The organism is Bacillus sp. MC1252 (assembly GCF_056838025.1).
Map to the genome: position 1 here is coordinate 733,267 of NZ_CM166369.1, position 13,475 is coordinate 746,741.

Annotated in this window: 10 protein-coding genes and 2 pseudogenes; 7 read left to right on the forward strand and 5 right to left on the reverse strand. The window is 43.7% G+C overall.

Translation table 11 applies throughout. The annotated features are described in order from the left end of the window. Positions 1–160: 160 nt before the first annotated feature. A complete protein-coding gene (locus ACYH0L_RS03550; protein WP_099727328.1) occupies positions 161–1,399 on the reverse strand; it encodes an MFS transporter in 1,239 nt (412 codons plus the stop codon). A gap of 171 nt (positions 1,400–1,570) precedes the next feature. On the opposite strand from ACYH0L_RS03550, the gene ACYH0L_RS03555 reads away from it, so the two are divergent. The 3 genes and pseudogenes from ACYH0L_RS03555 to ACYH0L_RS03565 all read left to right on the forward strand — a co-directional run. Beyond that, on the forward strand, positions 1,571–1,852 hold the full coding sequence (locus ACYH0L_RS03555) for a plasmid recombination protein (protein WP_142353658.1): 282 nt from the start codon (positions 1,571–1,573) through the stop codon (positions 1,850–1,852). Then, positions 1,824–1,979, forward strand: a complete 156-nt coding sequence (locus tag ACYH0L_RS03560; RefSeq protein ID WP_367308189.1) for a hypothetical protein — start codon at positions 1,824–1,826, stop codon at positions 1,977–1,979. The genes ACYH0L_RS03555 and ACYH0L_RS03560 overlap by 29 nt, the downstream gene beginning before the upstream one ends. Positions 1,980–2,108: 129 nt before the next feature. After that, positions 2,109–2,675: pseudogene (locus ACYH0L_RS03565) on the forward strand (lytic polysaccharide monooxygenase auxiliary activity family 9 protein); the annotation flags it as partial. A 438-nt stretch (positions 2,676–3,113) separates the two neighbouring features. Here the strand turns inward: ACYH0L_RS03565 and pbp4 are convergent. Further along, the gene (pbp4, locus tag ACYH0L_RS03570; protein ID WP_482354366.1) at positions 3,114–5,153 is read right to left on the reverse strand and encodes a penicillin-binding protein PBP4(5); all 2,040 of its coding nucleotides are present in this window, start codon (positions 5,151–5,153) and stop codon (positions 3,114–3,116) included. Positions 5,154–5,387: 234 nt separating this feature from the next. Between pbp4 and ACYH0L_RS03575 the strand changes: the two genes are divergently transcribed. Next, entirely contained in the window at positions 5,388–6,821 is a 1,434-nt protein-coding gene (locus ACYH0L_RS03575) for an SLC13 family permease (RefSeq protein WP_099727323.1), read from the forward strand. A 48-nt stretch (positions 6,822–6,869) separates the two neighbouring features. Then, positions 6,870–6,986, forward strand: a pseudogene (locus tag ACYH0L_RS03580) (hypothetical protein); the annotation flags it as partial. A gap of 79 nt (positions 6,987–7,065) precedes the next feature. Here the strand turns inward: ACYH0L_RS03580 and bcaP are convergent. Together bcaP and ACYH0L_RS03590 are read right to left on the reverse strand one after the other, a co-directional pair. After that, positions 7,066–8,457, reverse strand: coding sequence for a branched-chain amino acid transporter BcaP (bcaP, locus tag ACYH0L_RS03585; protein ID WP_099727322.1), 1,392 nt, complete (start codon positions 8,455–8,457; stop codon positions 7,066–7,068). Between the two features lie 181 nt (positions 8,458–8,638). Further along, positions 8,639–9,712, reverse strand: coding sequence for a tetratricopeptide repeat-containing glycosyltransferase family 2 protein (locus ACYH0L_RS03590; RefSeq protein WP_099727321.1), 1,074 nt, complete (start codon positions 9,710–9,712; stop codon positions 8,639–8,641). Positions 9,713–9,845: 133 nt separating this feature from the next. On the opposite strand from ACYH0L_RS03590, the gene ACYH0L_RS03595 reads away from it, so the two are divergent. Next, entirely contained in the window at positions 9,846–11,732 is a 1,887-nt protein-coding gene (locus ACYH0L_RS03595) for an ABC-F family ATP-binding cassette domain-containing protein (RefSeq protein WP_099727320.1), read from the forward strand. A gap of 101 nt (positions 11,733–11,833) precedes the next feature. Here the strand turns inward: ACYH0L_RS03595 and folE2 are convergent, their stop codons facing one another. Further along, a complete protein-coding gene (gene folE2 / locus ACYH0L_RS03600; RefSeq protein ID WP_099727319.1) occupies positions 11,834–12,730 on the reverse strand; it encodes a GTP cyclohydrolase FolE2 in 897 nt (298 codons plus the stop codon). Between the two features lie 143 nt (positions 12,731–12,873). Between folE2 and ACYH0L_RS03605 the strand changes: the two genes are divergently transcribed. Then, positions 12,874–13,299 carry a MerR family transcriptional regulator gene (locus tag ACYH0L_RS03605; RefSeq protein WP_230031708.1) on the forward strand — a complete coding sequence of 142 codons (426 nt, stop codon included), beginning with the start codon at positions 12,874–12,876 and terminating at the stop codon, positions 13,297–13,299. The last annotated feature ends 176 nt before the right edge of the window (positions 13,300–13,475 follow it).

Sequence of the window (13,475 nt, forward strand, 5' to 3'; positions counted from 1 at the left end):
GTCCTCACGAATCTCAAATTCGCTCCGCTCCGGTACTCGTCCATCCTAGACTTCAAGGGTTTTCATAACACGCTGAAAAGAAGACAAAGGGCTAAAATAAAGTTCATTTTAGCCCTTTGTCATCAATCTGAACCGCTCATTTACTGAGCGGTTTTTAATTTTATGATTCATTCCATTTGGAGATGGTGTGATCACTAGGAAGTAAAACGGCTAAAATCCCTAAAATCGGTAAAAAGGCAGCACCGATCATTGTAGGGGTTAAACCAAAGGCGTCAATCAATGAGCCGAGGGCAACCGATCCGATCGCACCCATTCCAAACGCAAGCCCAACAGTTAAACCAGACATTGTGCCAATTTTCCCGGGAAATAGTTCTTGAGCATATACCACTGTGACAGAGAAGCTTGACATCAAAATCAGGCCAATGAGTCCAAGCAAAGAGTATGCAAGAACAGGTCCAGCAAAAGGTAATAGAAGTGCAAGTGGAAAGGATGCCAATAATGAAGCCAAAATGACATTTTTCTTACCAAATCGATCTGCAAGCGGTCCGCCTAAAAATGTCCCGACTGCACCTAGAATAAGAAATATGAAGATATAAGTCTGTGATTCTTTAATCGTCACACCGTATTGTTCAATGGCATAGAACGCATAGAAATTCGAAATGGCATTTCCATACCAAGAGCGGGCAAAAATAAGGAAGACGATAATGCCAAGTGCTGTGAGTGCTGACTTACGGTGAATATCAGACCTTGGAGCTTTCGCATGTGCTTTCTTCGCATGTGCTCTAATGGCTTGAAGCTTCGCAGCGTACCATCTTGAAATATAGAGAAGGAAACCGACAGCAAGCATTCCAACAATCGTAAACCAAGCCACTCCTGGCTGACCGAGCGGAACGAGCATTAATGCAGCGATAAGTGGTGCAAAGGCTTGACCTGTATTCCCGCCTACTTGATAGATGGACTGGGCAAGTCCTCGTCTTGGACCAGCTGCCATGTTGGCCACACGTGACCCCTCTGGATGGAAGATCGCAGAGCCGAGTCCGATAAAGACAACGCAAAGCAAAATGGTCGCAAAGGATGGGGCAAACGCAAGTCCGAATATACCGACAGCACTTGAGAATAAAGCAATAGGAAGTGCATAGGGCATCGGCCGTTTATCTGTGTACCACCCAATTGCAGGCTGCATCACGGAGGAGACCATATTTAATGTAAAGGCAATCAGCCCTAATTGTGTAAAGGTCAGCCCCATTGAGCGTTCTAAAATAGGGAACATGGCAGGAATAACGGCTTGTAATGTGTCGTTGAGCATATGACAAATACCAATGATCAATAAAATGGGATAAACCGTTGAGCCGGTTACAGCTTTTTGGGATTTATCCTTTGCACGAGCAGCAATAGCCAATGAGACTTCCTCCTTTCATCCAACTGTTTTCTTTTTGCATTCCCCTCATTTTATTCATAAGGTGAACTATAAAACAATAGAAAATTTTCATGATTTAGAAAAAAAGAGAATACCTTACATAGAAGTGTCGCCGGAAACATGGCGGTTCAGCGGGGAGGGTGAGAGAGGAAATTGTCTTACATCATTTGCAATATGCTGAAGTTCAAAAATGCGGATTTGAAGGGTCTGCAAATTCATAATGAGAGGGGAAAAGAGAGCCATACGAATCCAGATATTGATGAGAGCCGGACCAAGCTGAATTATGATTTATTGCACCAGCACCAACAGATGATTGATGATAAGTCCATCATCAATGAGCACATTTCAAAAAATGGGGGAAACGAAGCGCGCGATTCGGAAAGATGCCGTCCGGTGCTGTTCGTTCATGATTTCAGCCAACCCCGAATTTTTTGAGGGGCTTTCGCCGGAGTGCGAAAAGGCATTTTTTCAATCGAATTTGGCGTTTCTTCAGGAGCGCTACGGAAAAGAAATCGAAAAAGCCATGAGATCGTCTCTTGGCTTTATAATGGTCAGATGTTAAAATCGAATGGGTAATATTGGAATGGCCGCGTATATTTTCTCTTTGCATCAATACCCGTCTCAACACTGTGAAAAGAGAGGGGATTGTAACGTGTATTGTTTGCCAAAAACCACCTTTAGCACTGCTTTCATTTTAGCAGCCGGATTGCTGTGGATGTCCATCGTTCCTCAGCAGGCCTTCGCTCATGGGTTTATCGAAAAACCGGGGAGCAGAGCGGCTCTGTGCAGTGAGGCTTTCGGATTTCTCAATCTGAATTGTGGAAGCGTGATGTATGAGCCGCAAAGCCTGGAAGCGAAAAAAGGGTTTCCGCATAGCGGCCCGGCAGATGGACAAATCGCATCCGCGGGCGGACTGTTCGGCGGAATTCTTGATCAGCAGTCGGAAAATCGCTGGTTTAAACATATCATGACCGGCGGAGAACACACCTTTACCTGGACATATACCGCCCCCCACAATACGAGCCAATGGCACTACTATATCACCAAAAAAGGCTGGGATCCTGACAAACCGCTTAAGCGCGCAGACTTTGAACTGATTGGCGCCGTTCCGCATGACGGGTCCCCTGCATCTCGCAATTTATCTCACCACATTTATATTCCTGAAGACCGCCTCGGGTATCATGTCATACTTGCCGTTTGGGATGTGGTTGATACTGAAAACGCTTTCTATCAAGTGATTGATGTTGATCTAGTGAATAAATAAAGCATGGACTTTTCTTGATCTGTTTGGAAAACCGACTTGTGAATCAGCGGGTTTTGGTGGAAACAGAGAAAATAAGCGATCAAAAACCCCGGCTCTCCAAAACATGCCGGGGTTTTTGAGATTCGTTATTTCTTTTTCTTCATTGCGGCATCCATAAACGGCAGCAAGGTGCCGAACAGCATCGTACCGCCGAAGAAATTCCCGAGGCAAGATTGTGAGGGGACTGGGTGCGGCAGGGATGGAATAAAAAGCGCGGGATTTCTGGAGAATACGAAAAGCTGGTATACTTTTTGAGGGGTAGGAAGGGGAACAAGTTTCCCAACCATACACATGAGTCAACGGTAAGCGCAACGAAAGTGAGCATTAAGGAGTTGACTCATTCACAAAACCAAAGAGACACAAGCTCTTGATTGAGCGTGTGTCTCTAAAGGATTATTGATAAAAAGAAGCGATCACAGGCTTCATTTTTTGAATGACAAGTCCACTGCCGCCGCGGTTTTTCACACCTTCGATCATGCCGACGAGGACGTAATCTTCTTTTTTAGGATTAAACGCAAGTAAAAATCCATTTTCAGTGCCATCTGTTGCACCTTGTTTGCTCTTCAGCTCTGCCGTTCCAGTTTTAGCGGCGATATCTGCTCCTTTGATTTGTAAGGAGTGAGCTGTACCGTTTGGATTGGTGACGACTTGAGTCAGCGCGTCTTTCACCGTGTTTGCTGAGTCTTCTTTGATGATCTGCTTTGGTGATGCTGTTTTTTCATCTTGAATCACTCGAGGATAGACAAGCTTGCCTCCGGTTGCAAAAGGAGAATAGGCATGCACTTGCTCAATCGGTGACATGAGTAATTCACCTTGACCATATGCCGAGTCAGCGAGTAGGATGTCCGATTGAATGCCATTGTTCGATACTTGTGCTGGTTTCATTGTAAATGGCATGTGTAAGTCTTCGCCAAACCCAAAAGTTTTCACTTTTTTCTCGTAGGTGTCTTTACCAATTTCAAGTGCTTCCTGTCCGAAGTAAATATTGTCAGAGTACACAAGGGCATCGACCATATTCACTTTTTCTTTGGCGTGCACCCGTGTAATTTGATAATTTCCCCATGATTGATCCTTTTGCCATTTCAGTCCATGAATGGTGCGCACTTTATTAGGCTTTGTGACACCTGTTTCCAGCCCAATGGCTGCTGTAATGGTTTTGAATGTGGACCCTGGTGCATACCGGCTCGCATATCGAGCTTGGAATGGGAGGTCCGGATTTTCACTGTATGCCTGATATTGCTTAGGTGTTATCCCGTTTGTCATGAGATTGACATCGTAGGAAGGGGTGCTGACAAGCGCTAATAGATCACCAGATGATGGATTCATGATGGTGACAGCCCCTTTTTCACCTTTCAGCTGCTCATAGGCTTTTTTCTGTAATGAAGCATCAATGGTCAGCTTCACTGTTTTTCCGTCTTTTCGGTCTGTTTTTTGCAATGTCTCTTCAATACCTGTTTCATCATGGACAATGAGAATGCTTCCGCCATCTTGTCCTCGTAAATTTTGATCGAATGTGAATTCAAGACCGGTTTTGCCAATGATTTGATCAGCCTTTAATGCTGGATTCCTTTTGATATCATCCGCATTTGCTTTTCCGACATAGCCTGTTAGATGAGCAGCGGCTTCGTTATATGGATAGTAGCGCATTTCCTTCGATTGATAGGTGACGCCGTTTACGTCCTTTGGAATCGGCATTTGCTTTAACATAGATTTCAGCGGAACAAACGTGTCGTCTGTGACCCATGTTTGTTTCAGCTGATTTTGAATCAGTTCTTCATCTATATCAAAAGCTTTGCTGATCTTTTTCATATTGCGTTCTTTTTCTTTCCCTGTCCCGAGCTTTCCTGGGATGATGCCAAGAGCGTTTCCACCAGTTGTTTCTGCTAAAGTACGGCCTTTCCGGTCCACAATATTTCCACGTACAGCAGGATCTGATTTTACTTTGATGGTATCTCCCTTCTCCATTTGCGGGAAGATGAGATTTGGCTTCCAGTCCACTTTCCACTTGTCAGCCTCTTCGGTGAGAACCCCCTTGTATGACAGCTTGTTCAGCTTTCCAAGAGACGTTTTCATCGTGACATCATAGGTGAACTGATACCCATTTCCTTTGTCCTGTTTTTCGACTTTGACCTTTGATACGTTCAGATCATAAGCACCAATTCCATTAAAAATATTGTCGTATTTTTCGGCTAGTTGTTTTTTGGAGAAGTCATTGGCTTTCAGAGACGCACTCGTTACCTCGTCTGCCAGCTTCGCAAAGTCTTTCTTCTCCATGTGTTTCGTAAAGGACTCGGCCGCCTGTAACGCCTCTTTTTCTTTTGAGAGAAGAGTATCTTTTAAGAAAAAGAAGGCAGCAGCAATCACGATCATACTAAGAATGGGTATGATGACTTTTTTTTGTTTCCAAAATGATTTTCGTTGATCTGTATACAATGAAAACACCTCAATTTTTGATTAGATCCTCTATATTTTACAGTTATTGCGTGTGATTTGTATAGTTTCTCCTATGAAAATAGACCAAGTCATGGTTTAGGAATGTGAATAATGACAGTAAGTTTATCTAAAAGATATCTTCATTTTTTCTTATGATTTAAAGGATTTCTTTTGAAATCATCGAATGTGGAAAATTAGAAAAATTTTTAACAAGCGTTTTCATTAGGGGGGATTGTGATCGTTTATAAAAAAGTGAATTTGACTGGACTTGTTCTTGGACCAATGCTCTTCTTCTTGATTTTTTTTCTCATACCAGAAGATGAATTGGCCTATGCTGCGAGAGTGGTATTAGGCATTACGGCTTGGACTGCGACGTGGTGGGTGACTGAAGCATTGCCGATACCAGCAACCTCTTTATTGCCAATCATCCTTCTGCCAACACTTGGCGGACTCTCTATGGAGCAAACATCAAGGGCTTATGGAGACCCGATTGTCTTTATGTACATGGGCGGATTTATGATCGCAATCGCAATTGAAAAATGGAATTTACATAGAAGAATGGCATTACATATTTTAAAGATCATTGGCACAAGAAGTGACCGCATTGTATTAGGTGTCATGATCGCGACTGCTTTTTTATCTATGTGGATTTCTAATGCAGCTACAGCACTGATGATGCTGCCGGTGGCATTGGCTGTTATTAAAGAGGTCAAAGCGAACGAAATCTTATCTGGTGCATCTCTTGATCGATTCAGCAAAAGTATCTTATTATCGGTTGCTTATTCAGCGTCAATTGGTGGCTTGGCGACACTTGTTGGGTCAGTGCCAAATGCTGTTTTTGCAGCGATGTCAAAAAAGCTGTTAGATCGGGAAATTATGTTCTTTGAATGGTTTTTGTTTGGTTTTCCCGTGGCGATTGTTCTTCTTATTCTCTTATTTCTGTATTTGACCAAGATACAGTTCAAGGTAGAGCATACAGGTGAAATGAGTGCAGCGTTCATACGGAAGGGGTTAGAAGATTTAGGCAAAATGAAACAAGAGGAAAAATGGGTTTTTGTTATTTTTCTCATGACAGCTTTTTTGTGGATATTTAAAATCTTTTTGTTTGGAGGGATCACCGTATCTGATACATCTATCGCCATTTTTGGTGCGATGTTGTTATTTCTCATTCCAGCGACAAATGGAGAGAGAATACTAGAATGGCAGGATATGAAGCAGCTGCCGTGGGGACTTTTGCTTTTGTTTGGGGGCGGGCTTTCGCTCGCTACGGGCTTTGCAGAGACCAATCTAACAGGATGGATCGGGGAAAATTTACAGCATTTAAATGGGCTTTCGTATCTCATGCTGCTGATTATTTTATCAAGCGCTATTTTATTTATGACAGAAATTATGTCCAATACAGCTGTTGCCAATATGATTATTCCGATTACGGTAGGACTTGGCCTTGCGATTGGCATCGAGCCGTACGGTTTAATGGCTGCGGCTGCTTTAGCTTCCTCTTGTGCGTTTATGCTGCCCATTTCTACACCGCCAAATGCGGCTGTCTTTAGTGCGGACGTGCTGAAAATCTCTGATATGGTCAAGGCGGGCTTTTGGTTAAATATCATCAGTATTGTGGCGATTGTCCTTGCGGTTTATTTCTGGCTGCCGATCGTGCTTAAAAGCTGAACCGATGAATGTCGGACAAATAGCTAGCAGATTGGCAATCACGGGTAGGGACAGAATGTTGGAGATGCAAGCGGTTTTGCCGGGACAAAAAGCCACGTAGATGATCGAGATCAAGTGGACTCACCTGCCTCTTTTTCACCAGCAGCTAAATCCATTCAAAGGAAGTATGTGTGTGGACTCGAATTCAGCAAAAAACAGTTTCATTTAAACAAAAAAAGAGACCGGGAATCCCCGTGTCTCTTTTCTAATGTGTTTGATTGAGATGGCTTTTTCGTCTTGCATAGGTGAAATAGACAACGACACCAATGGCCACCCAAATGAGGAAGGCTCGCCATGTAGTCCATTGAAGTGTTGCCGCCAATATCATACAGATGATGGCACTAATAATTGGAAGAACAGGCACAAATGGTACTTTAAAGGCTGTCTTCATATTCGGATGTTTCTTTCGTAATACGATGACGGCAATAGAGATCACGGTAAAGGCTGCAAGTGTACCGATGCTGACTAAATTAGCGAGCGTCGATAAGTTTACAAATCCTACAATACAAGCTGCCACAGCTCCTGTCAGCCAAGTGTTGGCAACGGGTGTTTTCGATTTCGGATGAACCTTTGAAAAAATCTTTGGCATAAGCCCATCGCGGCTCATCGCAAAGGTTAGGCGAACCTGCGCATACACCAAGGCGATTAAAACCGTCGTAATCCCGATAATCGCACCGGCGGATATGATACCAGCCACACTATTAAGGCCAACGACTTGAAGAGCAAAAGCGACAGGGTCACTGACATTCAGTTTCGTATAGTGAACCATGCCTGTTAAGACAAATGAAACGCCGATGTATAAAATGGTACAAACACCAAGCGCACCGATGATTCCAATTGGCATCGCTTTTTGTGGATTTTTGACTTCTTCTGATGCATTGGCGATCGCATCAAATCCAAGGTAAGCAAAAAAGACAGTTGCTGCCCCTGCGATCACGCCATGAAAGCCCATTGGCATAAAGGGTGTCCAGTTTTCCGGTTTGACGTAAGCGAAGCCTGAAATGATAAAGAGAAGGACAATGGCAATTTTGATCAGCACGATGATGTTATTCAGCTTCGTGCTTTCTTTTACGCCTCTTGAGACAATAAAGGTAATGAGTAAAATAATGAGCGCGCCTGGAAGGTTAAAGACGGCGCCATCAGCGGCTCCAGGGGCAGCCGATAAAGCCTTCGGTATGTGCAGACCGAATCCACTGAGCAGTGATTGAAAATAGGACGACCATCCACTTGCGACAGCAGAGAGCGCGACAACATACTCAAGCATGAGATCCCAGCCCATTAAGAAGGCGAGGAATTCACCAAGTGTTGCGTAAGAATACGTATAGACGCTTCCTGACACAGGAATAGACGAGGAGAATTCCGCGTAGCAAAAAGCAGCAAGGGCGCATGCGATCGCAGCCAAGATAAAAGATATAATAATCGCAGGTCCCGCATCTTTCGCAGCAGCAACCCCCGTAATGACAAAGATTCCAGTCCCGACCACACAGCCGATGCCAAGCAAGATTAAATCAAACGTATTCAAAGAACGACTGAGCCGCTTTGTTTGACTTTCAAGCATGAGCTGGTCGAGAGACTTTTTTCGAAATAAAGAACTCATGTTGACCTCCTAATGGATAAATCTATTCGTAAGACGAATGTTAGTATATGCGTAAATGACAATTTAGTCAATTGGTTGAAAAACGCTTTAAATCACTAAAGTGTTAAACGTCACAAACGAAACATTGTGTAAAAAAGAGACATCCGCCGGCATATGGCAGGCGGATGTGGTGACAGACGATCTATGTCTGTTCAGTAAATATTTTTTCGTTGTACATCACACTCGGATGGGTCGGATAATGTCCCGAGGAGGCAAGGTGATGTGTTTTGGCTTGATCGAAATCGCCGAGCTGATCATAACAATAGCAAAGCTGGAGGTGAGGGTACCACGTCTTATATTGTGTGAGTGTAAAGGCTGTATCATTTTCAGGAGCCTTCAGCGCCTGCTCATACCAAAAGATCGCGGCTTGATGTTTATTTTGCGTTTTTAAATGATCCCCGATCCGGCAGCAAAATTCTGGGCGGGGCTGATCATATAAGAAGGAGCGTAATAATGAGGATAAGGCCGCTTCCTCGAAACCTACCGCATAATAGCAGTCAGCTAAATATTGGCATGCGCGAATTTCATCCTCAATCCAGCACTGTTTTGTTGCTAAAAATTCATGGTAAAAACGAATCGCCCTGACATGCTGCTGGTGATCTCTTAATTCATTGGCAAAGTAAAAGAGATCACGAGGCGTCATATCCTCTCCTTTTGCAAGCATGTCTTCATAAATTCGCAGGTTGCGCCCAGGCTCACCAGCGATTGTTTTCTTCCGCTTTTGATGCGTGACGGCTATATCGGCCGGAAAGATGTTGCCACACACTTGGAGAAACTCATGCACGGCCCCGTACCACTGAAAGTTCAAGGCACGCTTCACGAGCCGGTTTCTTCTATATTTAAAATTCACCCGGCCGTCCTCATCAAATCCAACGTGATAAAACATAGAGACGGCATCCACCGCGGGATCAAGTGTCTGCTTGAGGTGAAGAAGTTTTTTTCGGTCTTCTTCAAGCAGGACATCGTCAGCATCCAGCCAGAAGATATACTCTTTTGTTGCATGTGAAAAAGCGAAATTGCGTGCTTTTGCAAAGTGCTGGACCCATTCAAAATCCAGCACCTGTGCTGAAAAGGAGTGAGCAATTTCCTTCGTTCGGTCTGATGATCCCGTATCAACGATGATCATTTCATCTACAATGTCTTGAACAGAAGAAAGACAGTCCGCTAAAACCTCCTCTTCATTTTTCACAATCATACATAAGCTAATGGTTATCATCTTTAGATCACCTCTTCATAGTGTATCGAGCATCGAAAGGAAACATTCTTTTCAGCAGCGGTTTTTTTAAAACTAGTTTTCTTGTACTGGCTGATTTAAAATAAAGGAAGAATCTATGTAAGGGCTGATAAAAATGAGTTTATTGAATGTTGAAGGATTATATAAAACCTATGGCGAAAAAACGCTGTTTGATCATATTTCTTTTCATATAGAACCAAAGGAACGGATTGGGTTAATTGGACCAAATGGAACAGGGAAGTCAACGCTCTTAAAGGTGATTGCAGGACTTGAATCGTTTGAGGAGGGTGACATCACGAAAGCAGGGACACTTGATATCGAATTTCTCGAGCAAGACCCTGAAATGAGCGGGGATGAAACGATTCTTGATTACATTTTTTCTGGAACTGCACCAATCATTCAAACGATGAAGGCGTATGAACAGGCGCTCGCCGATTTAGAGCATGATCCCCAAAATGAAGCAAAACAAGAAGCGCTGATGCGCATGCAAAATCAAATGGATCAGGAGGACGCATGGGATGCGAACCTTTCGGCAAAAACGATTTTGACAAAGCTTGGGGTCAAAGATGTGAGCCGCTTTGTTCATGCATTATCAGGCGGCCAGAAAAAGCGTGTCGCGATTGCTAAAAATTTAATACAGCCTGCGGGTTTGCTGATTTTAGATGAGCCGACCAACCATCTAGATAATGCAACAATTGAATGGCTCGAAGGATACTTAAGTCAATACAGCGGTGCTGTCATTCTGGTGACGCATGATCGTTATTTCTTAAACCGCGTCGCCAATCGAATTTATGAATTAAATCAAGGGCAGCTCTATACGTATAAAGGAAATTATGAAGTCTTTTTAGAAAAAAGAGCGGAACGAGAAGCAGAAGCTCAGGTAAAAGAAACGAAACGTCAAAACCTGCTTAGACGAGAACTTGCATGGCTCAGAAGAGGGGCAAAAGCAAGAACGACGAAGCAAAAAGCACGCATTGGCAGAGTAGAAGAGCTGAAGGATCAAAAAGGGCTCGATGCAAAAGGTGAGCTTGATTTTGCTATCGGCTCCCACCGCCTTGGAAAACAGGTCATTGAGGCAGAAGACATGTCGATTTCATTTGCTGGCCAGACACTTGTGGAGCGGTTTACTGATTTAGTCGTGCCGGGCGACCGTATAGGATTGATCGGACCGAACGGGGTGGGTAAAACCACTTTACTCAATTGTTTAGCGGGCAAAATGGAACCGACTACCGGACAACTGGTCATTGGACAAACGGTTCGAATTGGCTATTACACGCAGGATCATAAAGAAATGAATGAAGAGCTGACCATCATTGATTACATCAAGGAAACAGCTGAAATCGTCAAGACATCTGATGGCGCGATCGTGACAGCAGAGCAAATGCTAGAGCGGTTCTTATTCCCAAGATCCATGCAGCGGACTTTTATACGCAAGCTGTCAGGGGGAGAGCGCCGCAGGCTGTATTTATTGAAAGTCTTGATGGAAGAGCCGAATGTTCTCTTTTTAGATGAGCCGACGAACGACCTTGATACAGAGACGCTCAGCATCTTAGAGGATTATTTAGAACAGTTCCCTGGCGTTGTCATCACGGTGTCGCATGACCGCTATTTCCTAGACCGAGTCGTCAATCGCCTGCTTGTCTTTGAAGGAAATGGCCGGATCTCCCATTTCCAAGGAGCTTACAGCGATTACATGGAGCAGGAAAAAGCAGAGAAGCGAACAGAGACAAAGCCTGCTGAAAAACAAGTGGAAGCCGCACCTAAAAAGAGAAAAAAACTATCCTATAAAGATCAGCTTGAATGGGATGGGATTGAGGATCGGATACAGGCATTAGAGGAAAAACACCAGCAGCTTGAAGCCAGTATCGCTGAGGCTGGCAGTGATTTTGGGAAAATCCAAGAGCTGATGGATGAACAAAAAGCCGTCGCTGAAGAATTAGAACAAGCGATGGATCGCTGGACAGAACTGTCGCTGATGATTGAGGAATTAGAAGGCAATTAAGTGTATTGACAAACCCTCGCATTCTAGTCGTTAATTACGTAGAAAATAAAACTAAGGGCTATCATTAGCCCTTAGACAACCACCTGAACTGTAGAGTCACTCTACAGTTTTTTTTGAAAAGAGCATTTTGCATAGGCATCATGCTGGTGAATGGACTCCTCATTTCGGCACTCGACTTGGAACCCTTTGATCCAGCTTTCTTCATACAGTTCGACCGCAATTAACCTCGCTACATCCTCTACAAAGCGTGGATTTTCATATGCCTCTTCCGTCACTTTCTTTTCATCAGGTCTTTTGAGCACGGGATAAAGCGGTGCGCTCGCATTGGACTCAATAATGTGTAAAAGAACTGCCTTCATGTCGTCAGGGAGCAATGCTTGTTCAAACAGCTCTACTTGAATGGAAACAGAGCCGCGCTGATTATGCGCGCCATATTCGCTGATTTCCTTTGAACAAGGACATAAGGTTGTGACCTGTGCGTTGCAACCAATTTTACAGGTAAATCCGTTTTTTTCATGAAAATGGACGTCATATTGCACAGTCGCATGCATCAAACCTGTCTTTCCGCTGATCGGGCTCTTTTTTTCTATGTACCAAGGGAAGGAAGCTTGAACCGCGGCAGATGGCTGCTTCATTTGCTTGGCAAGCTGTGCCGTCAGTTCTTTTAAGGAATTCACATCAAGCGGTTTGCCGCTGTCATAAAACGAGTGCAGCTGTTCGGTGAGACGGCTCATATGAATACCTTTTTGATGAGCTGGAAGATATGTGCTCAGTGCAAAGACAGCGGAAGTTGTTTGATGCTGTGGTGTCGTTTCAGACAAAATATGTACAGGGTAGGACACGCGGCAGATGCCCACTTGTTCAAGATCAAAATAAAAGTCCTGCTCGGTTTTTTGTATGTCCATCATGTCCTCTTTATGACAAGGCTTCGTTCCAAGGGTTGGCGGTACAGATCCAAATAGCTGATGGCGTTCTTTTTTGGGTGGAAAAGATAGCATGAAGTCCCTCCTATAAATCGTAATAATTCCTATTTATTTTGCATCAAATGATAAAAGAAATCAAGGGTGAATAATATAACGTTTACGTTAAGGTTATAAAGGTGTATAATAAAACATGAATTGATGAGCAGGAGGCACTGGCGATGGAATGGATGAAAATTGATCAAGTGGCGAAAAGGAGCGGTCTGACAAAACGGACGATTCGTTTTTATGAAGAGATTGGTTTATTATCAGCACCAAAGCGGACAGAGGGCGGTGTCAGACTTTACTCAGAGGACGACATGGAAGAACTAGAGAAAGTAATGCAGGCAAAAGAGGTACTCGGCTTTTCTTTACAAGAGCTTCAATCGTTTATGGAAATAGGAAAGCAGCTAGAGCTGAATAAAGAAGGTTACTTGCTGTCACTTGATCCGCAGGAACGATTAGAGAAGCTGTTAGATATTGAGGCGCAGCTTCATGAACAGCATCAATTGATTACAAAAAAGCTTGAAACGATTCAATCCTTTAAAAAGGATCTTGAAACGATGAAAGAAAGAGCGGCTCATGCTATTGAGCAATTACAAAAATAAACACCTCTGTGTGTTTATTTCAGCGTGTAGACAAACCCTCGCATTCTGTGTCAGGTCTGCGTGCCGGTGCTCACGAAAGTTAAATTCGCTCCGCTCCGGTACTCGTCCTTCCTAGACTGCAAAGGTTTTCTATCACCCTGAAAAGAAGACAAAGGGCTAAAATAAACACCTCTGTG